This window comes from Sphingobium sp. TomTYG73 (assembly GCF_055394245.1).
In genome coordinates this window covers 1579473-1599623 of the sequence record NZ_AP027339.1, presented here as the reverse complement: position 1 = coordinate 1599623, position 20151 = coordinate 1579473, and the positions used below count along the sequence as shown (strand labels likewise).

At 62.7% G+C, this 20151-nt stretch carries 20 protein-coding genes and 1 pseudogene; 14 read left to right on the top strand and 7 right to left on the bottom strand.

Features of this window, described 5'->3' with window-relative positions; genetic code table 11:
* Positions 1–23: 23 nt before the first annotated feature.
* The 3 genes from ACZ5TH_RS08090 to ACZ5TH_RS08080 are packed head-to-tail and all read right to left on the bottom strand — an operon-like array spanning position 24 to position 3549.
* Positions 24–788, bottom strand: coding sequence for a FadR/GntR family transcriptional regulator (locus ACZ5TH_RS08090; RefSeq protein ID WP_464793550.1), 765 nt, complete (start codon positions 786–788; stop codon positions 24–26).
* A gap of 11 nt (positions 789–799) precedes the next feature.
* A complete protein-coding gene (locus ACZ5TH_RS08085) occupies positions 800–1729 on the bottom strand; it encodes a Gfo/Idh/MocA family protein (RefSeq protein WP_464793549.1) in 930 nt (309 codons plus the stop codon).
* A 17-nt stretch (positions 1730–1746) separates the two neighbouring features.
* The gene (locus ACZ5TH_RS08080; protein ID WP_464793548.1) at positions 1747–3549 is read right to left on the bottom strand and encodes an IlvD/Edd family dehydratase; all 1803 of its coding nucleotides are present in this window, start codon (positions 3547–3549) and stop codon (positions 1747–1749) included.
* 99 nt (positions 3550–3648) lie between these two features.
* On the opposite strand from ACZ5TH_RS08080, the gene ACZ5TH_RS08075 reads away from it, so the two are divergent.
* Together ACZ5TH_RS08075 and ACZ5TH_RS08070 are read left to right on the top strand one after the other, a co-directional pair.
* Positions 3649–4551: a 2-dehydro-3-deoxygalactonokinase gene (locus tag ACZ5TH_RS08075; RefSeq protein WP_464793547.1), complete on the top strand. Its 903-nt coding sequence runs from the start codon at positions 3649–3651 to the stop codon at positions 4549–4551.
* Positions 4548–5177: a 2-dehydro-3-deoxy-6-phosphogalactonate aldolase gene (locus ACZ5TH_RS08070; RefSeq protein ID WP_460986277.1), complete on the top strand. Its 630-nt coding sequence runs from the start codon at positions 4548–4550 to the stop codon at positions 5175–5177. The genes ACZ5TH_RS08075 and ACZ5TH_RS08070 overlap by 4 nt, the downstream gene beginning before the upstream one ends.
* Positions 5178–5369: 192 nt before the next feature.
* On the opposite strand, the gene ACZ5TH_RS08065 is transcribed toward ACZ5TH_RS08070, so the two are convergent.
* The gene (locus ACZ5TH_RS08065; protein WP_464793546.1) at positions 5370–7406 is read right to left on the bottom strand and encodes a hybrid sensor histidine kinase/response regulator; all 2037 of its coding nucleotides are present in this window, start codon (positions 7404–7406) and stop codon (positions 5370–5372) included.
* Positions 7407–7546: 140 nt separating this feature from the next.
* Here ACZ5TH_RS08065 and ACZ5TH_RS08060 point away from each other — a divergent pair, with 140 nt between their 5' ends.
* The 5 genes from ACZ5TH_RS08060 (at position 7547) to ACZ5TH_RS08040 (ending at position 10374) form a co-directional block, all read left to right on the top strand.
* On the top strand, positions 7547–8590 hold the full coding sequence (locus tag ACZ5TH_RS08060) for a COX15/CtaA family protein (protein ID WP_449473608.1): 1044 nt from the start codon (positions 7547–7549) through the stop codon (positions 8588–8590).
* A complete protein-coding gene (gene cutA / locus ACZ5TH_RS08055) occupies positions 8587–8907 on the top strand; it encodes a divalent-cation tolerance protein CutA (protein ID WP_464793545.1) in 321 nt (106 codons plus the stop codon). The genes ACZ5TH_RS08060 and cutA overlap by 4 nt, the downstream gene beginning before the upstream one ends.
* 131 nt (positions 8908–9038) lie before the next feature.
* Complete coding sequence (gene rplM / locus ACZ5TH_RS08050; RefSeq protein ID WP_097092068.1) at positions 9039–9518, top strand: 50S ribosomal protein L13; 480 nt, start codon at positions 9039–9041, stop codon at positions 9516–9518.
* Positions 9518–10051, top strand: a complete 534-nt coding sequence (gene rpsI, locus ACZ5TH_RS08045; RefSeq protein ID WP_464787091.1) for a 30S ribosomal protein S9 — start codon at positions 9518–9520, stop codon at positions 10049–10051. The genes rplM and rpsI overlap by 1 nt, the downstream gene beginning before the upstream one ends.
* A gap of 140 nt (positions 10052–10191) precedes the next feature.
* Entirely contained in the window at positions 10192–10374 is a 183-nt protein-coding gene (locus ACZ5TH_RS08040; protein WP_464793544.1) for a CsbD family protein, read from the top strand.
* A 64-nt stretch (positions 10375–10438) separates the two neighbouring features.
* Here the strand turns inward: ACZ5TH_RS08040 and ACZ5TH_RS08035 are convergent.
* Positions 10439–11836: pseudogene (locus ACZ5TH_RS08035) on the bottom strand (alanine/glycine:cation symporter family protein).
* 88 nt (positions 11837–11924) lie between these two features.
* Between ACZ5TH_RS08035 and glmM the strand changes: the two are divergent.
* The 5 genes from glmM (at position 11925) to ACZ5TH_RS08010 (ending at position 15864) form a co-directional block, all read left to right on the top strand.
* Positions 11925–13265, top strand: a complete 1341-nt coding sequence (gene glmM, locus ACZ5TH_RS08030) for a phosphoglucosamine mutase (protein WP_464793543.1) — start codon at positions 11925–11927, stop codon at positions 13263–13265.
* Positions 13265–13489, top strand: coding sequence for a DUF1272 domain-containing protein (locus ACZ5TH_RS08025; RefSeq protein ID WP_460986271.1), 225 nt, complete (start codon positions 13265–13267; stop codon positions 13487–13489). Before glmM ends, ACZ5TH_RS08025 begins: the two co-directional genes overlap by 1 nt.
* The gene (gene thiD, locus ACZ5TH_RS08020) at positions 13486–14247 is read left to right on the top strand and encodes a bifunctional hydroxymethylpyrimidine kinase/phosphomethylpyrimidine kinase (protein WP_464793542.1); all 762 of its coding nucleotides are present in this window, start codon (positions 13486–13488) and stop codon (positions 14245–14247) included. The genes ACZ5TH_RS08025 and thiD overlap by 4 nt, the downstream gene beginning before the upstream one ends.
* A complete protein-coding gene (locus tag ACZ5TH_RS08015) occupies positions 14240–14839 on the top strand; it encodes a ribonuclease HII (protein WP_460986269.1) in 600 nt (199 codons plus the stop codon). The genes thiD and ACZ5TH_RS08015 overlap by 8 nt, the downstream gene beginning before the upstream one ends.
* A 362-nt stretch (positions 14840–15201) precedes the next feature.
* Positions 15202–15864, top strand: coding sequence for a L,D-transpeptidase family protein (locus tag ACZ5TH_RS08010; protein ID WP_464795078.1), 663 nt, complete (start codon positions 15202–15204; stop codon positions 15862–15864).
* A 387-nt stretch (positions 15865–16251) separates the two neighbouring features.
* Here ACZ5TH_RS08010 and folP read toward each other — a convergent pair whose 3' ends face one another.
* Both folP and ACZ5TH_RS08000 read right to left on the bottom strand, forming a co-directional pair.
* Positions 16252–17376 (bottom strand): dihydropteroate synthase, encoded by a 1125-nt coding sequence (gene folP / locus ACZ5TH_RS08005; RefSeq protein ID WP_464793541.1) that lies wholly within the window; start codon positions 17374–17376, stop codon positions 16252–16254.
* Positions 17377–17492: 116 nt separating this feature from the next.
* Entirely contained in the window at positions 17493–18632 is a 1140-nt protein-coding gene (locus ACZ5TH_RS08000) for a DNA methyltransferase (RefSeq protein WP_464793540.1), read from the bottom strand.
* A 287-nt stretch (positions 18633–18919) separates the two neighbouring features.
* Between ACZ5TH_RS08000 and ACZ5TH_RS07995 the strand changes: the two genes are divergently transcribed.
* Positions 18920–19264 carry an ArsR/SmtB family transcription factor gene (locus ACZ5TH_RS07995; RefSeq protein ID WP_449473592.1) on the top strand — a complete coding sequence of 115 codons (345 nt, stop codon included), beginning with the start codon at positions 18920–18922 and terminating at the stop codon, positions 19262–19264.
* Positions 19265–19351: 87 nt separating this feature from the next.
* A complete protein-coding gene (gene betI, locus ACZ5TH_RS07990) occupies positions 19352–20083 on the top strand; it encodes a transcriptional regulator BetI (protein WP_464793539.1) in 732 nt (243 codons plus the stop codon).
* Positions 20084–20151 lie beyond the last annotated feature (68 nt).

Here is a 20151-nt window from a genome sequence, read left to right as displayed (position 1 = left end):
GGCTCACCCTCCGATAGCGCCCATCAAGAACCCACCCCCGGCCCGGAAAGCGCAACATCCATATCCGCCAGCGCCAGCCGCAGCAGCTCCGCCATCGCCGATTGCGCCCCGTCCGCATCCCGCAAAGCAATCGCGTCGAACACAGCGCGATGATCCGCGAAAGGATCGCGCGGCGGCGACTTCTTCCGCTGCTTGAATGTCGTGGTCCAGCTGACCGCCGCGCCCACCGAACTTGCCAGCGCAGCCAGAGCGTCATTTTGTGTCGCGGCAAGGATGGCATGGTGAAAACGCCGGTCGGCCGCGCGTCCCTCTTCCGTCGAAAGGCCATGATCGCGCATGCTCGTCAGCGCCTGCTCCATCGCCGAAAGCTGCGCATCGGTGCGCCGCCGCGCCGCCAGTTCCGCCGCAGCTGGCTCTATGACGCCGCGCAGTTCAAACAAGTCACGGACGAAGGCGGGGTCGGGTTCTCCCGCGAACATCCAGGCGAGCATCTCCGGGTCCAGCACATTCCAGCGGCTGCGCGGCAGGACGCGCGTGCCAGCCTTGGGGCGACTTTCCAGCATGCCCTTGGCCACCAAAATGCGTACCGCTTCCCGATAGGCGGTGCGGGACACGCCCAGCCGTTCGGCGGCTTCGATCTCACCTTCGAAAATATCGCCGGGCTTGTGGACTCCCGCGACGATGGCAGTGCCAAGCTGCCGGGCAATGGCCTGATGAATGCGAAGGCCGCCTTCCTCATGTCCGAACTTGCGTTCGGCTGGACGCCGGTCTTCCCTCCCCAATGCCATGCTCCTTTTGTCTAATCGTCGAACGCCGCCGTAGGGCAATGCTTGCCGCAAAGGAAGGCGTCAGCCACCAGCCGCAATGGGCTGGTATCCGCATCGATCGCGCCTTGGCCCGCCAGTTCGACGAACAGGCGGTACATATCGGGATATTCATGGTCGGGCGCCTGCACCATCACGTCCCCGTTCAGCGTCAGGCGGTTTCCGCCCTCTGACAGGATCAGCCCGCCATCGTCTGTCTCGACCGCAATGTCCCATGTTTGCGGGCCGGTCTGCCGCCAGTCGAACGCTGCATCGATCGGCGCGCCCGACGCGCTCGCCATCTTCAGGGCAGCGGCGATGGGGGCGTCCTTATTGGCAGGAACTTCCAGGCTGGCGGACAGCATCGTCACCGGCTCCGGCATGATTTCGGTCAGGATCGACAGCGCATTGATGCCCGGATCGAACACGCCAAAGCCGCCCGCTTCCCAAATCCACGGCTGGCCCGGATGCCAGTGCCGCACATCTTCGCGCCATTCGATCGACACGCGCGTGACCTTGCGCACGGCGAGCCATGCCTTTGCCTGCGCCACGGCGGCGGCATGGCGACTGTGCCAACTCGCATACAGCGTCACGCCCTGCGCCTTCGCCAGGGCGATGAGCGCCTCGACCTCCGTCACCGTCGCGCCGGGGGGCTTTTCCAGAAACACATGTTTGCCCGCCAATATGGCCTTGCGCGCGGCTTCGTACCGCACCTGCGGCGGCTGGCACAGTATCACCGCATTCATGTCCGGCTCTCCCGCCAGCATCGCGTCGAGCGTAGGGTAATTGTTCACCCCGTCCGCCTGCGCGTTGCGGCTGGCGACCGCGACCAGATCGATGCCGCTTGTCTGTTCGATAGCGGGCAGATGCTGATCGCGGGCGATCTTGCCCAAGCCAACCAGCCCCGCCTTGATGATGCCGCTCATGCCGCTTCCCTTATCTCTTAGTGATTGTCGCGCGGAAGGCCCTGAGTCTGGGCAATCCGCTGGAATTTCTCCGCACCCTCCAGGATCGCGCCCTTGTCCAACTGCCCCACCAGCGCCCGCTGAATCTCCTGCCACGGCGTCTGCGAAGCGGGATAGGTATAACCGCCCTCGGCCCGCAATGCCGCCCGCCGGGCCTCCAGTTCCTCGTCGGGAATAAGCACATTCACCGTCCGCGCCTTCAGGTCCATCCGCACCCGGTCCCCAGTCTTCAGCAGCGCCAGCCCGCCCATCGCCGCAGCCTCCGGCGAAGCGTTGAGGATCGAAGGACTCCCCGAAGTCCCCGATTGCCGCCCGTCGCCGATGCAGGGCAGGGCGGACACGCCTTCGGTGATCAGGTAAGCGGGCGGCCGCATGTTCACGACCTCCGCCGCGCCCGGATAGCCGATCGGCCCCGCGCCGCGCATGAACATCAGCGTGTTGGGCGTGATGCCCACCGCCGGATCGTCGATCCGCGCATGATAATCCTCCGGCCCGTCGAACACGACCGCCGGCCCCTCGAAGGCATTGGGATCGTCAGGATTGGACAGGTATCGCTGCCGGAATTCCTCGCTGATGACGCTCGTCTTCATGATCGCCGCGTCGAACAAATTGCCCGACAGCACCAGGAATCCCGCCTCCTCCTTCAGCGGCTGGGCAAAAGGACGGATGACATTCTCATCCTCGATTCCGACATCCCGGCAATTCTCCCCCATCGTCCGCCCGTTGACCGTCATCGCGCCCTCGCGGATCAGGCCCTGCGCGATCAGCTGTCCCACCACCGCAGGCACGCCCCCGGCATGATAATAATCCTCGCCCAGATATTCGCCCGCCGGTTGCAGGTTCACCAGCAGCGGCACGTCATGCCCCACCGTCTCCCAATCCTTCAGCGGCAGTTCAACACCGACATGCCGCGCGATCGCCGCCAGATGGATAGGCGCATTGGTCGATCCCCCGATCGCCGAGTTCACGACGATCGCGTTATGAAAGGCATCCAGCGTCAATATGTCGGACGGCTTCAAGTCCTCCGCCACCATCTCCACGATCCGCTTGCCCGTGCGCCAAGCCGCCTCCTGCCGGTCGCGATAGGGCGCGGGGATCGCCGCCGATCCCGGCAACATCATTCCCAGCGCCTCGGCCAGCGAGTTCATCGTCGTCGCCGTGCCCATCGTGTTGCAATAGCCGGTCGAGGGCGCCGACGAAGCGACGAGCTTGATAAAGCCCTCATCATCGATCTTCCCCGCCGCCAGCAGCTGCCGCGCATGCCAGACGATCGTGCCCGATCCCGTCCGCTGCCCCTTGTGCCAGCCATTCAGCATCGGCCCGACCGACAGCGCGATCGCGGGAATATTCACCGTCGCCGCCGCCATCAACAGCGCAGGCGTCGTCTTGTCGCAGCCCGTCGTCAGCACCACGCCGTCGATCGGATAGCCGTACAAAGCCTCGACCAGCCCCAAATAGGCAAGGTTGCGGTCCAGCCCCGCCGTCGGCCGCTTGCCAGTCTCCTGGATCGGATGCACCGGAAATTCCAGCGCGATCCCGCCCATCTCGCGGATGCCCTCGCGAATCCGCTCGGCCAGCACCAGATGATGCCGGTTGCAGGGCGACAAGTCGCTCCCCGTCTGCGCGATGCCGATGATCGGCTTGCCGCTGCGCAGTTCCTCCAGGCTCAACCCGAAGTTCAGGTAACGCTCCACATAGAGCGCCGTCATGTCGATATTGTCGGGATTGTCGAACCAGGCGCGGCTGCGCAATTTCCGGTTGGGCTGAGACGAAGCGGCCATGAGAGTTCCTGAAAGACATGAGGTGCGCGACGCATTGACGCTATCGACCGTTGCATATACTCATACAAATAAGCAGACAAGAACGGAAATGACTTCGGCATGAGCAGCTATGACGTCGTCGGCGACTGGGGCACCAGCCGCCTGCGCCTCTTCCGCATGGAGCAAGGGCAAGTCACCGCCCGCCGCGAAGGTCCCGGCATTGCCGAAGCGGGCGCGAATGCCACGCAAGCCTTCGCGCAAACCATCGCGCCCTGGCTGGAAGACGGCACCCCCGGCAGCATCCGCCTGTGCGGCATGGCGGGCGCGCGCGATGGCTGGGTCGAGGCGCCCTATGCCGACTGCCCCGCCACCGCGGAGCAATGGCGCACTGCGGCCATGCGCTTCGACTGGCAAGGCACGCCCGTCACGATCCTCGCGGGCCTGGCCTGCACCGACAAGGACGGCGTGCCCGACGTCATGCGCGGCGAAGAAACGCAAATCTTCGGCGCAATGCATCGCCATCCCGACCTTGCGCAGGGCCGCCACCTCATCGTCCTTCCCGGCACCCACAATAAATGGTCGCTGGTCGAGGATGGCCGCATCGTCAGCTTTCGCACCGTGCCCACCGGCGAACTCTTCGCCCTGCTGCGCGATCACTCCACCCTCGGCTCCAAAGCCGCCCCCGCCGAAGCTTCCGAAGAAGCCGAAGGTTTCGCCGAAGGCCTCGGCCGGGCAGGGGAGGGCCGCCTCCTCACCAACCTCTTCGCCGCCCGCGCCAAACGCCTGCGCGCCGGACGCTCCCCCGATTGGGCCGCTGGCTACCTCTCCGGCCTGCTCATCGGCTGCGAAATCGCGGAAGTGCGCGCCATGCTCGGCGAAGTAAGCGGCATCACCCTCATCGGCGACCAGCGTCTTTGCACCCACTATGCAGAGGCGCTGGAGGCGCAAGGCCTTGCTTCCCGATCCTTGAGCGGCGACGATTGCGTCCTCGCTGGCCTCACCCTTCCGGAGAATGCCGCATGACCCTAGATTCCCTTCTTGCAGCCGGCGCACCCCCCATCGCCGCAATCCTGCGCGGCCTTCGCCCCGAAGAGGCGGTAGAGATCGGCGCGGCCCTCATCGATGCGGGCATCCGCATCATCGAAGTACCGCTGAACTCGCCCGAACCCTTCGAAAGCATCACCGCGCTCCAACAGGCGTTCGGCGCCACCGCGCTGATCGGCGGCGGCACCGTGCTGACGGTAGAGGCGGTGGACGATCTGCGTCGCACCGGCGGACGCATCATGGTCACGCCTAACACCGACCCGGCCGTCATCGCGCGAGGCGCGCAATATGGCTTCGATATGCTGCCCGGCTTCATGACCCCCAGCGAAGGCTTCGCCGCCGTTCGCGCTGGCGCTCGCCGTCTGAAACTGTTCCCCGCTGCCAGCCTTGGCCCCGCCTATATAAAGGCCATCAAGGAAGTGCTGCCGCGCCATGTCGGCCTCTGGGCAGTGGGCGGCACTGGCGCCGACACGATCGGCCAATGGCTCGGCGCAGGCTGCGAAGGCATTGGCGTCGGCGGCGCTTTATACCGCCCCGGCGACAATGCCGCGACGGTGGCGGAACGCGCGAGGGCGTTGGTCACGGCATGGCGCGCCATTGGCTAAGTGCGCTAACCCCTATCTCCGTTCGCCCTGAGCCTGTCGCAGGGCTCCACTTCCTTCTCAAGAAAGGAAAGGGCTTCGACAAGCTCAGCCCGAACGGATTTAAAGTGATTGGATCGGGGCGAGGCTTTGACGGGGCTGAACTGCCCCACCCCCGTTCAGGCCGAGCGAAGCGAAGCCACTCCAAAGCTCAACCTACCCCACCCTCTGCTCTTCCCGCCGGTCCAACACCTCACGCACTTTCCCCGCCAGTTCCGCGTAAGTAAAAGGCTTGGTCAGCAACTCCACCCCCGGGTCCAACCGCCCATGGTGGAAAATAGCGTTGCGCGCATATCCGGTCGCGAACAGGATCTTAAGCTCTGGCCGCCTCACCGCCGCTTCCCGCGCAACGTCGGCGCCGGTCATCCCACCGGGCAGCACGACATCGGTAAATAGCAGATCGACCGGCACCGGGGCCTGCTCCAGCGCATCCAGCGCCGCCGCTCCGTTACTGGCTTCGATCACTCGATATCCCAACTCGTTCAGCACCTCGACCGCATAGGCGCGGACTTTATCGTCATCCTCGCACACGAGAACCGTCTCATCGCCCCCGCTTACGACCGGGGGCGGTGCCTCCTCCAATTGATCATTTGCGGGCACCAGGCCATGGAAACGAGGGAGGTAAATCTTGACGCTCGTCCCTTCGCCGACCTCCGAATACACCCGGATGTGGCCGCCGGATTGCTTGATGAAACCATAGACCATGGACAGCCCAAGCCCGGTGCCACGACCCACCTCCTTGGTGGTGAAGAACGGCTCGATCGCATGGCTCAACGTCTCCGCATCCATGCCCTGTCCCGTGTCCGACAGGCTGATCAGCACATATTGTCCGGGCTGCACATCCTCTTCCTGCGCCGCGTAACGGTCATCTATATGTGTATTGGCGACCTCGATGGTCAGCTTGCCGCCATCGGGCATCGCATCGCGCGCATTGACCGCCAGATTCAACAGCGCATTTTCCATCTGATTAAGATCGACCTCGATCGGCCAGGCGCGCGCGGTCTGGATCGTCTCAACCTCGATCCGCTCGCCCAAAGTGCGGCTTAACAGCTCCGACATGCGGCTCACCAGCCGGTTGGGGTTCACGCGCTCGGGCGCTAATGGCTGGCGGCGGGAAAAGGCGAGCAGCCGCTGCGTCAGCATGGCCGCACGTTCGGCGCCCGCCATCGCATTGTCCGCCGCACGGCGCATCCGCTCATTATCTTTGAGGCCGCGCTGGAGCAGTTCAAGATTGCCCGTCACCACCTGCAACAGGTTGTTGAAGTCATGGGCCACGCCGCCGGTCAACTGGCCTAGCGTCTCCATCTTCTGCGCTTGCCGCAACGCGGCTTCCGCTTCGGCAAGCGCGCGGGCATGGGCGCGCTGTTCGGTGACATCCCGCGCCACACAATAGATCAGCCCATTGTCCGGCACGGCCGTCCAGCTGAAGTTGCGATAGCCGCCGTCCTTTGTTCGGAACCTGTTTTCGAAGCGCAGCGAGGGAACGCCTTGCTGGAGCGTGTCAACTTCTTTCCGGACGCGTGCGACATCATCGGGATGCTCCATCCATTCCGACGTGCGGCCGATCAGCTCCTCTTGGCTCCATCCCAATATGTCCGTCCATGCGGGGCTGGCGGACAGCCATGTGCCGTCCATGTCGGCGATCAGAAAAGGGTCGCGGGCCAGCGTCCATAATCGGTTCCGATCCGCCAGCATCTCTCGCTCGGTTCGGACGCGCTGCGTCGTCTCACTGACGATGCACAGCGCCCCGCCGATCGACCCGTCTGCTTCGAACACGGGGGAATAGCTGATGTCGAAATAGACTTCCTCGCCACGGCCGCCGTCGCGTTCGATGTAAAAGGGGCGGTCCTTGGCATGCACCGTCTCGCCCCGCTCGATCACCGACAGCAGCAGCGGCTCCAGATCGTCCCACAGCTCGGCCCAATTCTCCCGCGCCGGACGGCCCAATGCCCCCGGATGCTTGTCGCCGATCGTCGGCGCATAGGCTTCATTATAGAGTGCGCAGAGTTCCGGGCCCCAGAACAGAACGATTTCTGCCTTGGAAGACAGCATCAGCCGCACCGTTGATATCAGTGCAGGCGACCATCGGCTGACCGGCCCCAGAGGGGACGCATGGCCGATGCGCGCCGTCAGGTCCCCGATCGGACCCTGTGCAGCGATCATCCCGGCAATGTGGGTCGCCGGGGCGCTCATCGATTATCCTCTGTTAAGAAGTGCATAGACGGGATACGCCTGTCCGTTGATTTGTATCCGCTCGTTACGGAGCGTTGCGACCTTTTGTCCTATGGTCGCCCTCTTGCAACAATCCGGGCATCGGCGCATGGATCGGCGCCATGACTGAACTTGCCCTTCGCCCGGCCATGGATGTTTCCCGTCCCGTCGCGATCGCCCGCTGGCTGCTCACGGTGGCAGCGCTCGTTTTCTGCATGGTGGTGGTGGGCGGCATTACCCGGCTTACCGAATCGGGCCTGTCGATAACGCAGTGGAAACCGATCACCGGCGCCATTCCGCCGCTGACCCATGATCAGTGGATGGACGCCTTCCGCCTCTATCAGCAGATCCCCGAATATCAGCAATTGCGGCAGGGCATGACCCTGTCCGATTTCCAGTTCATCTTCTTCTGGGAATGGGTGCATCGGCTTCTTGGACGATTGATAGGCCTCGCCTTTGCCCTGCCGCTCCTGTGGTTCGCCTTTCGCCGCGCTATCCCGTACGGCTACGGCTGGCGTCTCGTCGCTTTGCTGGCGCTCGGCGGCCTTCAGGGTGCGATTGGTTGGTGGATGGTGACTTCTGGCCTGTCCGTGCGCACCGATGTCAGCCATTACCGGCTCGCGGTTCATCTGCTGACGGCACTTTTCATCATCGGCGGCCTCATCTGGACCGCGCTTGATCTGTTTGCCTTGGCGCGGAACCCTGCCGCCCGTCCTGCTGCGCTGAAGCCCTTTGCGCTGGTCGCCCTGCTGGTGCTGTTGGTCCAGCTGATGTTCGGCGCGTTCACCGCTGGGCTCGACGCCGGTTATGTCTCGAACACATGGCCGCTCATGAACGACCATCTCGTGCCGGAGGGGATTTCGTGGCTGGGATCGCTTTGGGCGACCTTGTCCAGCGACCCTTATCTCGTCCATTTCATCCATCGCTGGTGGGCATGGGTTGCCGCCGCGATGTTGGTCCTGCTTGCGCGTAAGGCAAAGCGGGCGGGGCGGCGCGGTCCCTCAATCGCCATCAACGCTGCCGTCGGCACGCAGATCGCGCTGGGCATCGCCACTGTCGTCAGCGGCATCGCCTTGCCGCTCGCGGTGCTGCATCAGGCGGTCGGCGCCCTCGTCGTCGCTTCCGCCGCCTGGGGCGCGCATGCGGTCGGGTCGCGCCGGGGGTGAGCGGCGTCGCGCTCGTCTACACGCTCTTCGGCTCCGCGGAGGCCGCCGACCGCGTCGCGCGCCAGCTTATCGGGGAAGGGCTTGCTGCTTGCGCCAACATGCTCGGGGCTGCGACGTCGCTCTATGAATGGAACGGCGTGCTGGAAAGCGCGGCGGAGGTGCCGGTGTTGTTCAAGACCACGCCCTCGCGCCGCGACGCGCTGATGGCGCGCATCGCGGAGCTTCACGACTATGAAGTGCCCGCAATCCTCGCATTACCGGTGGAAAGCGCTGATTTACGCTACGCAAAATGGGTGGCTGAACAGATCGCAAAGTGACGGGTATTATTTTACCCGTCAGGAAACCCGCCGAATCTCTTGACTTCTTGAACCTCGCCGGTCATTAGCGCCCATCTTTGAACGCCCTCAAAACGCGTTCAATTCACTATTTCATTCTGGAGATTGGCACCATGAAGGCGCTGATGAAGACCACTAAGCCGGCAACCCCGGCAACGGTCGAAAAGAAGTGGATCCTGATCGACGCGGAAGGTCTCGTCGTCGGCCGCCTCGCCTCGACCGTCGCGAACATCCTTCGCGGCAAGCACAAGACCAGCTTCACGCCCCACGTCGATTGCGGTGACAATGTCATCATCATCAACGCTGGCAAGGTGAAGTTCACCGGCCGCAAGCTGACCGACAAGGTTTACTACAAGCACACCGGCTATGCTGGTGGCATTAAGGAAACCACGCCCGCCAAGATCCTGGAAGGCCGTTTCCCTGAGCGCGTCCTGGAAAAGGCCGTTGAGCGCATGATCCCCCGTGGTCCGCTCGGCCGTCAGCAGATGCGCAACCTGCGCATCTTCGCCGGTGCTGAACATCCGCACGAAGCGCAGAACCCCGAAGTGCTCGATTTTGCATCGCGCAACCGCAAGAACAAGGTGGGTGCATAATGTCTGATAACCGCCAGTCCCTGTCCGACCTCGCGTCGCTGACCACCAACGCTCCCGCGCCCGCCGCTGGTGAGACCGTCGCTGCCGACGCGCCGATCGCTCCTGTTCAGCCCTCGGCTCCGCTGCGCGCCCAGGAAATCGACAGCCTTGGCCGCGCCTACGCCACCGGCCGCCGTAAGGATGCCGTTGCCCGCGTCTGGGTGAAGCCCGGCACCGGCAAGATCACGGTCAATGGCCGCGATCAGGAAGTATATTTCGCTCGTCCGACCCTGCGTCTGGTGATCAACCAGCCCTTCGGCATCACTGAGCGTGAAGGTCAGTATGATGTGATCGCCACCGTCAAGGGCGGTGGTCTCTCGGGCCAGGCTGGTGCGGTCAAGCACGGCATTGCCCAGGCTCTGTCGAAGTATGAACCGGCGCTGCGTAGCGCGGTCAAGGCCGAAGGCTTCCTGACCCGCGATAGCCGTACCGTCGAGCGTAAGAAGTATGGCCGCGCCAAGGCTCGCCGCAGCTTCCAGTTCTCGAAGCGCTAAGCGTCAGCTACCATTATTTTGGAAGGGGCCGGTTTTTCCGGCCCTTTTTCTTTGTCTGCAACCGTTGCGTAATCGTACCGGTGGCAACCTTCGGTTACTCCAAGTTGTTGACCCATCGTAGCTTTCGACAGGAGGACGTTATGGGTGAAATGACTGACAAGGTTAAAGCGGCAGGCAATAAGATTGCTGGAGCGGTCAAGGAATCTGCGGGCCGGAACCAGAATGATGCCGATCTGGTCGCAGAGGGAAAGGCGCAGCAGGCTAAGGGCACCGCTCAGGACATCAAAGGCTCTGTGAAGGGTGCGCTTGGCGACAAGATCTGAACCAACCCAACCCGATATAATTTAAGAGAGGCCTCGCCAACTGGTGGGGCCTTTCGCTTATCGGTTAGTCCTTAAATCCGCTTGGTGAGGCATGTTCTTCCGCTTCGCTTAGATAGGCACGCACGTCTCGCCGTAATTCCCCCGCACAGAGATAGAGGGCAATGACGTTGGGAATCGCCATCAGGAAGAAGCTGCTATCGACGATGTCCACGACCCGACCAAGGTCGATCGCGGCCGCAGGAGGCAGCGCGACGATATAGAGGATCTTGTAACTCCACTGCGCCTCTGGACCATGACCGAACAGGTATCACCAAGCCTGAAGGCCGTAAAAGCCCCATGCGACAAGCGTGGAATAGGCGAACAGCACAACGACGATCGCTAGCAGCCATGGAAACCACGGTGATACCTGCGAGAAGGCGGCGGACGTGATCGCGATACCTTCCAGTCCCGACGTCCAAGTGCCCGCGACCACCAGCGCCAGACCACCCACCGAACAGACGATCATTGTGCCGAGCAGCGCTTCAAGCAGGGCCACCAGTCCTTCTGAAACCGGATGACGCACTCGTGCCAGGCTGTGGGCCATCACCGCAGAGCCGACACCGGCCTCGCTCGCAAAGACCGCTCGCCTCATTCCCGAGACAAAGGCGCCGACAGCGCCCCCTGTGGCCGCGCTTCCATTCCAGGCGCCGTGCCATATCTGGGCCAATGCGTCGGGTATAGCTGGCGCGTGGATGATGAGGACGGCAGCGACACCAATGAGATAGACGGCCACCTTGAGCGGGGTGAGCCGTTTCGCGACCTCGCCAAGCCATGCCGCGCCGCCCAATGTCACCAACGCCACGGCGGCGGCCAGAAGCACGCCATAGGCCCAACCGTTAGAGAGACCGGTCACAACCTTCACCTGCGCGAAGCTCTGGTTAACCTGGACCATCGGGATCGCGCCAAACAGGGCGAAGAAGGCGTAAAGGCCGCCGAGCGTCAGCCCAAGACGGGGCCAGCCTCGGGTCGTGCCTATGGCTTTGAGCACATACATGGGGCCACCATGCACATGGCCGCGCTGATCGAATGTCCGGTATTTGAGGCCGAGCGTCACTTCGGCCATCTTCACGGTCATTGCGAACCAGCCGATCACGAACATCCACAAGATCGCGCCCGGCCCACCCATGGTCAAGGCAACCGCGACCCCGGCGATGTTGCCGAGGCCGATCGTTCCGGCGAGCGCGGTAGTCAAAGCGCCCCACTGACTGACGTCGCCCGTGGCCTCGCCTACGCCTGGCTGGGTCCGCAATATTCTTAACGCTCGTCCCACGGCGCGGACATTGGGGAAGCCTAGCCAGATGGTGAAAAACAACATCGGGACCGCAAGATAAAGGACGATCAGTTCGATCCGGACACCCAGAACGGGTACCTTGAAGAAGACCGCACTTGAAAGCGCGTCCACCGCTGCATTGAAACCGTCCATCTGCTATGGGATGACTGTCGGCCAGTGGAAAGTCGAACAAAGATTGCTATGGACGACGGCAACTTAGGTCGCGTTGCAGGACAGAATCATGAGCAGGCGTTATTTCGGCACCGACGGGATCAGGGGCCGTACGAACCGATGGCCGATGACCGCCGAACTGGCGATGAAGGTCGGCATGGCCGCCGGGAAGCATTTTCAGCGGGGGAGCCATAGGCATCGGGTTGTGATCGGCAAGGACACGCGCCTGTCCGGCTATATGGTCGAAAACGCGCTGGTCGCGGGGTTCACTGCGGTGGGGATGGACGTTGTTCAGTTCGGGCCGATTCCCACGCCTGCCGTGGCGCTGCTTGCTCATTCGATGCGGGCAGATTTGGGCGTCATGATTTCGGCCAGTCACAATCCCTATGCGGACAACGGGATCAAGCTGTTCGGACCCGATGGTTACAAACTTTCCGACGAAGATGAGATGAAGATAGAGGCGATGCTGGAGCAGGATATTCCGCTTGCAGCATCATCGGAAATCGGACGTGCGCGCCGGGTCGAGGATGCCCGGGGCCGCTACATCCATGCGGTCAAATCCAGCTTTCCCGCCGACCTTCGCCTCGACGGGCTGAAGATCGTCGTCGATTGCGCGAACGGTGCTGCTTACCAGGTCGCGCCGTCGGCTCTGTGGGAATTGGGCGCTGAGGTGATCGCGATTGGGGTGACGCCGAATGGCATCAATATCAATGATGGTTGTGGATCGACCTCCCCGCTTCTGTGCCAGGAAACGGTCGTGTCGTCCGGTGCGGACATCGGGATCGCTCTTGACGGCGATGCCGACCGGCTGATCGTCGTGGATGAGAAGGGCCAGATCGTTGATGGCGATCAGATCATGGCGCTGATCGCCAGCAATTTCGCACGCGACGGATTGCTGCGGGGGGGCGGATTGGTTGCGACGGTTATGTCCAACCTCGGCTTGGAGCGCTTCCTGGCCGCGCAAGGCATTAATCTCGAGCGCACCAAGGTTGGGGATCGCTATGTGCTGGAGCGGATGCGTGAGGGTGGCTTCAATGTCGGCGGTGAACAGTCGGGTCACATGATCCTGTCCGACTATGCGACGACCGGCGATGGGACCGTAGCGGCGCTTCAGGTGCTTGCTGCGCTTGTCCGCGCGGGCAAGCCCGCCAGCGAAGTTCTGCATCAGTTTGATCCCGTGCCTCAACTACTCAAAAATGTCCGCTTTTCCGGGGGCAAGCCGCTGGAGCATGAGGAGGTTAAGCGGGTGATCGCGCAGGCGGAGGGTGAATTGAATGGTTGCGGCAGATTGGTCATTCGTCCGTCCGGCACAGAGCCTGTGATCCGTGTCATGGCCGAGGGCGATCGGGAAGATCAGGTGAAGGACGTCGTCGAACGGATATGCGACGCGGTGGCGAGGGTGGCAGCCTGATGCTGGATATGCGTCCTGATTGCGAACGATGCGGCGAGGATCTGCCAGCTGCGGAGCCGGGTGCGTTCATTTGCTCATTCGAATGCACCTTTTGCGCTGCCTGTGCCGAGGCGCTTGATGACCGTTGCCCTAATTGCGGCGGGGAACTGATGGACCGGCCGACACGCATAGGCGATGCGCTTGCGCGCCATCCCGCCTCTACCGAGCGTCACTACAAGGGATGAAGCCCGCGCGCATTTTGATCATCGCTGGTTCGGACAGTGGCGGGGGGGCTGGCATTCAGGCGGATATCCGTACAGTCACGCTGCTGGGTGGGCATGCGATGACGGCGATCACTGCGATCACTGCTCAGAATACGCTGGGGGTGCAGGGCGTGCATGCGGTGCCGACGGAGATGGTGGTGCAGCAGATGGATAGCGTCATCAGCGACATCGGTGTTGATGCGGTGAAGATCGGGATGATCGGTTCGGCGGAGACGGCGCAGACAGTTGCTGATCGACTGGCGGAATTGGTCGATGTTCCGATCATATTCGATCCGGTGATGGTCGCTACTAGTGGATCGGTGCTGGCGGACGTGGCGACGATTGCGGCGTTTGAGCGGTTGATGGCGCTGGCGACTTTGGTGACGCCGAACATTCCTGAGCTGGAGGCGTTGGGGGGCGAGGAGATTGCGATCCGTTTCGGTACGCATGTGCTGGCGAAGGGTGGGCATGGCGAGGGGGCGATGCTGACGGATCGGCTGATTGGGCCGCAGGGGTTAGTAAAGTCATGGAGCAATGCGCGAATTGAAACGATTCATACGCATGGGACCGGGTGTACCTTGGCCAGTGCTATTGCTGCTCGGCTGGGGCAGGGTTCAGGACTAACAGAAGCTATTGAATTTGCTCGTAAATATGTTCGAGAGGCGTTGATGTTGGCGCCGGGGCTGGGGCAGGGTCATGGGCCTATGGGGGCGCCGTTCGGGTTTCACCAGCATGCCTGATTTTGCGCATGAGCGGTTGCATCATCCGGGCTTGGTCGCCGGGGTGGACGAAGCGGGCAGGGGGCCGCTTGCGGGGCCGGTGGTGGCCGCTGCCGTCATCCTGCGGCAGGAGGATTGCCCGGATGGCCTTAACGACAGCAAGCAGCTGACCGCCGCTCGGCGCGCCGTGCTGGAGGTCGAGATCAAGGCGCGGGCGCTGTGCTGGGGGATCGGGGTCGCGTCGGTCGAGGAGATTGATGAGATCAACATCCTGTGGGCGACGATGCTGGCGATGACGCGGGCGGTGGAGGCGCTGGCGCATGATTGCGCACATGTGCTGGTGGACGGCAATCGTTGCCCGAAATGGCGGTGGGCGTCGACGGCTGTGGTGGAGGGCGACGCCAAATGCCTCTCCATCGCCGCCGCGTCGATATTGGCCAAGGAAGCGCGCGACCGCATGATGATAGAGGCGGCGGCGGTGCATCCCCATTATGGCTGGGAAAGCAACAAGGGCTATGGCAGCCCGATGCATCTGGCGGCGTTACGCGAACATGGGCCGACGCCGCTGCACCGCCGCAGCTTTGCCCCGGTCGCGCAGTTGGTGCTGTTGTAGGATCGATGGGGCGAAATTGACGGTGCGGCGCTTGGTCGCTTCATCCCATTGGCATCGAAGAGGATCAGGCGGCCGATTGAACGGCTAAGGCATCCGATCAGATCGGGTTGGACCATGCCCAAGGAGGGATTCAGCCCTTCCCATGATTCTACCGGCGTCAGCAGATCAGTCATTGCGCTTGTCATCCGCACTTTCCGGGTCAGCAGAGATGCCGGTTGCCTGACCAATGTTCTTGTGCGCCGTATGCGGAAAGGATCAGCATTCTTAACCTGTGTCGCAATGGGATTAAGAATAGCGAGCAATTGACCGCTTCCCGGCTGGCGTAGCCGCGCATTATGGCTAAGAAAGTCTTTATGCGCGTGATGCCGTTCCTGCTGGCGCTGGTCGCCCTAGCTTCTCTTTCGCCGACGCGTGACGCTGCTGCTCAGCCCACGATTCCGGATGGTGAGGTGGTGCAGCCGGGCGGCTATCGTTGGCTAGAGGAAGGACCGTTTGACGGGCCGCTTTACCTGATCATCAGCCTTCAACGGCAGATGGTGCATGTCTATAGCGGGGACCGGCTGGTGGGCGTGGCGAGCGTGTCGACCGGCACGGCGGGACATCGGACGCCGACCGGCGAGTTCACGATCCTGCAAAAGCGGGAATGGCATCGGTCCAACCTCTACAGCAACGCTCCCATGCCGTTCATGCAAAGGCTGACATGGGATGGGGTGGCGCTGCATGCGGGGCATAATCCGGGTTATCCGGCGAGCCATGGTTGCATAAGATTGCCTACCGCCTTTGCCCGGACATTGTTTGGGATGACGGAGCTTGGCACGCTGGTTCGGGTGAATGCGGATGAGTTGGGGCCTGCGTTGATGCTGGATCGGCTGGTGCTGGATGATCCGGGGACGGCGGTGGTCACTTTCACGCCGGGTGCCAGGCCGCCGGTGGTGGAGCAGGCGGAGGTTGAATTGGCGGCTCGGGATGTACCGGTGCTGGCGATTGATCCGAGTGTGTTTCGGCCGAGGTTGCGGCGGTGGTAGGTTACGTGCCTGTTTTCCGGAGGTCTGACGCCTTCGTTTTGAATAGGTGAGGGCTTCGATCCGCTCAGTCTGAACGGGACGGAGGCGGGCGGCTTAGCGCCGATAGCGGGTCATTGCAGCTTTCCGGGTTGATTGCTGAAGAGAAGGAAGGGGCTTCGACAAGCTCAGCCCGAACGGGCTTGGGTTGTTGGCCTGAGGCTCAGGGCGGCCGGGTTAAGAGTGCTTGCGATCCTTAGAGGCTGATCGTTTTACACGGAAGCATCGCATTAAGGCTGATTTTCCGTCATCCCGGGTTCCACCCGGGGTCCCGCTGCATCGGCAGCGTCAGAAAAGAAGCGGGACCCCGGATCAAGTCCGGGGTGACGATCACTCAAGCATGATCATGCTTCAGACCGCGCTCAGCCCTGCGTCGGCGAGGCCGCGCCAGAGGTGCAGGGCTTGCACGCTTTCCTTTACGTCATGGACGCGCACCATCTGCGCGCCGGATTGCGCGGCGCGGAAGGCGAGGGCGATGGAGCCGCCGAGGCGGTCGGGGGCGGGGGCTTCGTTGGAGAGGGCGCCGATCAAGCGCTTGCGGCTTCCGGCGAAGAGGAGGGGTACACCGAGGCCTTGGAAGGTGGCGAGGCCGTTGACCAGCGCGAGATTGTCGGCGAGCGATTTGCCGAAGCCCAGGCCCGGATCGACCATGATCCTGTCACGCGTGATGCCTGCGGCGACACAGGCTTCAATGCGGCTTTCGAGCATGTCGAACACGTCGGCGACGACATCGCCATAGCCGCCGGGATTGTCGTGCGGGTCATCGCCGGAGGAAGGCGCATGCATCAGGATGGCGGGGCAGGCTGACCGCGCCGCGACTTCCATCGCGCGGGGATCGTGGGCGAGGGCGCTGACATCATTGATGACCTTTGCGCCTGCTGCGAGCGCCGCTTCCATGACGGACGCCTTGCGGGTGTCGATGGAGACCGGGACGCCTGCGGCCGCAAGCTTTTCGATGACGGGGACGACGCGGGCGATTTCGTCGCCCTCCCAGACTTTGGGCGCTTTGGGGCGGGTGGATTCCCCGCCTATGTCGATCAGCGCGGCGCCTGCGGCCGCCATGGCGAAGCCTGCGTCGGCTGCGGCTTGCGGGTGGTCCATATGCTTGCCGCCATCGGAGAAGCTGTCGGGCGTTACGTTGAGGATCGCCATTACTTGGGGCGCGTCGAAGCGGATGGTGCGATCGCCTAGTGCGAGCGGCTGGCGTTGGGCGGAAATGTTTGCAGCCAGGCGCTGCGCTCGTTCGGCGAGCGCGTCGGGGAGGGTGGCGATGGTTTCGGCGAACTGGGCGACCGGGATTGTGGTCCGGGCGAGGCGTTGGGAGCCTTGAAGTGCGGTTAGCTCATAGGCCTGGAACCAGATGAGGCCGTTCGCCATGCGCGCCGCTGACCCATCGGGCAGGCCGATGGGGGAGGGGACGAACCATGTGGGCTTAAGGTAAAGCCGGGCGTCTTGGGGGAGAGTGGAGAGGGTCATGGCTGGTCTCGTTCACGCTGCGCCTGTCGAGGGCTTTTCCTTGTTAAAGGAAAGGAAGGGGCTTCGACAGGCTCAGCCCGAACGGAGGTTGGTTTGGAGTTTTGGTATGGGCGCTATCAGGGTTCGTTTGCCAGCAGGTAAGTCTGGCGCAGCGTGTCGATGGGCTTGAGGGCGCCTTCGACCTCGTGGTGCCAGAAGGTCCAACCATTGCAGCTGGGCGCGTTTTGCAGGGTTGCGCCCATTTTGTGGATCGAACCCGTGTCGGTGCCGACGCTGAGCGAGCCGTCCGCGCGCACGGTGGCCTGCCAGCGGCGCTTGGCGTCGGTCAGGATCGCGCCGGGCTGGAGATAGCCGGTTTCGACGAGCGTGCCGAAGGCGACCTTGGGTTGGCTCTTGGCGCTCTGCATGATGGTGAGCGCGGATTCGTCCAGCGGCAGGGCGGCTTCGATGCGCTCCATGGCGACTTCGATATAGCTGTCTTCGCGTTCGATGCCGATCCATTTGCGGCCGAGACGCTTGGCGACCGCGCCGGTGGTGCCGGTGCCGAAGAAGGGATCGAGCACGACGTCGCCCGGCTTTGTGCAGGCCAGAAGCACGCGGTAGAGCAAGGATTCGGGCTTTTGCGTCGGGTGCGCCTTGGTCCCGTTACGCTTCAGCCGTTCCTGGCCGCCGCAGATCGGCAGCACCCAGTCGGAGCGCATCTGAAGCTCGTCATTGAGCGTCTTCATCGCCTTATAGTTGAAGGTATATTTGGCGTCTTCGCCCTGACTGGCCCAGATCAGCGTTTCATGCGCGTTGGTGAAGCGGGTGCCCTTGAAATTGGGCATGGGGTTCGACTTGCGCCAGATGATGTCGTTGAGAATCCAAAAGCCTTCGTCCTGAAGGGCGGTGCCGACGCGGAAGATGTTGTGGTAGCTGCCGATGACCCAGATGCTGCCATTGGGCTTCAGGATGCGGCGGGCCTGCGCCAGCCATGCCTTCGTAAAGCGGTCATAGCTGCTGAGCGTATCGAATTTGTCCCAGTCATTGTCGACGGCATCGACCCGGCCGCCTTCGGGGCGGAACAGGTCGCCGCCGAGCTGAAGGTTATAGGGCGGATCGGCGAAGATCATGTCGATGCAGGCGCCGGGCAGCTTGGCCATTTCGGCGATGCAGTCGCCGCGCAGCAGGCAGTTTGCCGGGACGTTGACCGCCTCTTTTTCGATCGGCGCAACCGCCCTTTTACGCCGCGGTGCGACGCGTTCCATGACACCCATTATGTGACCCCCATTCGTTTCGAGGACCAGCGTTGAGTCGTCGAGAGTCCGGCGTCAAGATCAACGGCTTAGCCATTGAGCCTCAGACAAAAGTTAACAGCGTGAGAACGAAAGAGGTAGACACGACATGTTGAGTCCGGATTTAGTCGCGGGACTCAATATCAGGTGGTGTGACTCAAAAGACTCAGCTGCTGGACCCCGCCAACTTTTTTTGGTTAACGTCGCTTCGACCCGTCAAAAACGGTCTTCGCTTGATCTTCTCATAATCATTTGGTTATGAGTTCGCAATGAATGATCCTGTTTCAAGTGGCGACCGCTCGGCGGCATGTGACGAACTTTTCAAGGCGCTTTCCGATGGGACGCGGCGGGCCTTGCTGGAATATCTGGTGAAGGAGGGCGAGCAGAGCGTGCATGCCCTGACGGCCGTCTCCGATGTATCGCAACCGATGGTGTCGCGGCATTTGGGGAAGCTGAAGCGCGCGCGTTTGGTGACGGCTCGCCGGGCGGGGCGGGAGACCTATTATGCGGCGCGGGTGAAGGGCCTGGCTCCGGTCGTGCAATGGATGGCGATTTACGGGGCGCTGTGGTCGCAACGCTTTACCGCTTTGGAAGAGTTGAGCGAGCCTGCCTGACGGGGCTGCGCACCATAATTCCCCTTGCATTGCTGGCCTAAATGGTGATCGAAGGCGCGGTGATCCATGTTGCGGGAAGGGGGCGGGATGGACCGCCCCGAGGGGGTGCGGCATGGTGACGGGAAAAGAGACGTGGAGAAGACCGCAGGCCGCCTTGGCAGGATACAGATTGGCAGGATCCAGGGGCGCGCGCGCTTTGTCAGGGAAACACCCGATGTCAGGCGTCAGGCGCTGATCGAAGCGACGGCGCAGTGCCTTGCGGAGAAGGGCGTGGCCGCGACTTCCGTTCGGGCGATCTGCGCGCGGGCCGGTGTGTCGGCGGGATTGCTCACCCATTATTTCGACGGCGTCGATGCCCTTATCCTCGCCACCTATCGCGAGGTTGGAAATAAGGTGGCGGCGGCTTTGGAGCAGGCCGTTGCAGAAGCGGGGGCTGATCCGCTTGACCGGCTGTGGGCTTATATAAGGGCGAATTTGCAGCCGCCGGTGCTGGACCCCAATTTGCTGGCGACCTGGATTTCCTTCTGGAGTCTGGTGAAGACCAGTCCCGAGATCGCTGCGACGCATGCGGAAACCTATGGCGGATCGCGCGAGCGGTTGGAGGTGTTGCTGCGCGAGGCGGCGCCGCAGATACCGCGCCCGGCTGCGCGGATCGCGGCGATTGGTTTGACGGCCATGCTGGATGGGTTGTGGCTGGAGCTTTGTCTGGATTCCTCGACCTTCACTATCGATGAGGCGCTGGAGATGGCCAGGGAAGCCATGACCTATGTCCTTCAGAAGCCAAGGGATGAGCCGGTCGATCAATCGTTAGGGGCTTGATCGCTTTTCTCAATAAGTGGTGTGAAGAAAAGCAATTTCCCCTTACCCTGCTACCTCCCTACATAGGC

Coding starts and splice junctions, on each gene's coding strand:
- ACZ5TH_RS08070 (WP_460986277.1), top strand. CDS start 4,548: ATGACCCTAGATTCCCTTCTTGCAGCCGGCGCACCCCCCATCGCCGCA.
- ACZ5TH_RS08075 (WP_464793547.1), top strand. CDS start 3,649: ATGAGCAGCTATGACGTCGTCGGCGACTGGGGCACCAGCCGCCTGCGC.
- ACZ5TH_RS08090 (WP_464793550.1), bottom strand. CDS start 788: ATGGCATTGGGGAGGGAAGACCGGCGTCCAGCCGAACGCAAGTTCGGA.
- ACZ5TH_RS08010 (WP_464795078.1), top strand. CDS start 15,202: ATGCCGTTCCTGCTGGCGCTGGTCGCCCTAGCTTCTCTTTCGCCGACG.
- ACZ5TH_RS07995 (WP_449473592.1), top strand. CDS start 18,920: ATGAATGATCCTGTTTCAAGTGGCGACCGCTCGGCGGCATGTGACGAA.
- rpsI (WP_464787091.1), top strand. CDS start 9,518: ATGTCTGATAACCGCCAGTCCCTGTCCGACCTCGCGTCGCTGACCACC.
- rplM (WP_097092068.1), top strand. CDS start 9,039: ATGAAGGCGCTGATGAAGACCACTAAGCCGGCAACCCCGGCAACGGTC.
- ACZ5TH_RS08085 (WP_464793549.1), bottom strand. CDS start 1,729: ATGAGCGGCATCATCAAGGCGGGGCTGGTTGGCTTGGGCAAGATCGCC.
- folP (WP_464793541.1), bottom strand. CDS start 17,376: ATGACCCTCTCCACTCTCCCCCAAGACGCCCGGCTTTACCTTAAGCCC.
- betI (WP_464793539.1), top strand. CDS start 19,352: ATGGACCGCCCCGAGGGGGTGCGGCATGGTGACGGGAAAAGAGACGTG.
- ACZ5TH_RS08080 (WP_464793548.1), bottom strand. CDS start 3,549: ATGGCCGCTTCGTCTCAGCCCAACCGGAAATTGCGCAGCCGCGCCTGG.
- ACZ5TH_RS08015 (WP_460986269.1), top strand. CDS start 14,240: ATGCCTGATTTTGCGCATGAGCGGTTGCATCATCCGGGCTTGGTCGCC.
- glmM (WP_464793543.1), top strand. CDS start 11,925: ATGAGCAGGCGTTATTTCGGCACCGACGGGATCAGGGGCCGTACGAAC.
- thiD (WP_464793542.1), top strand. CDS start 13,486: ATGAAGCCCGCGCGCATTTTGATCATCGCTGGTTCGGACAGTGGCGGG.
- ACZ5TH_RS08060 (WP_449473608.1), top strand. CDS start 7,547: ATGACTGAACTTGCCCTTCGCCCGGCCATGGATGTTTCCCGTCCCGTC.
- ACZ5TH_RS08025 (WP_460986271.1), top strand. CDS start 13,265: ATGCTGGATATGCGTCCTGATTGCGAACGATGCGGCGAGGATCTGCCA.
- ACZ5TH_RS08000 (WP_464793540.1), bottom strand. CDS start 18,632: ATGGGTGTCATGGAACGCGTCGCACCGCGGCGTAAAAGGGCGGTTGCG.
- ACZ5TH_RS08065 (WP_464793546.1), bottom strand. CDS start 7,406: ATGAGCGCCCCGGCGACCCACATTGCCGGGATGATCGCTGCACAGGGT.
- ACZ5TH_RS08040 (WP_464793544.1), top strand. CDS start 10,192: ATGGGTGAAATGACTGACAAGGTTAAAGCGGCAGGCAATAAGATTGCT.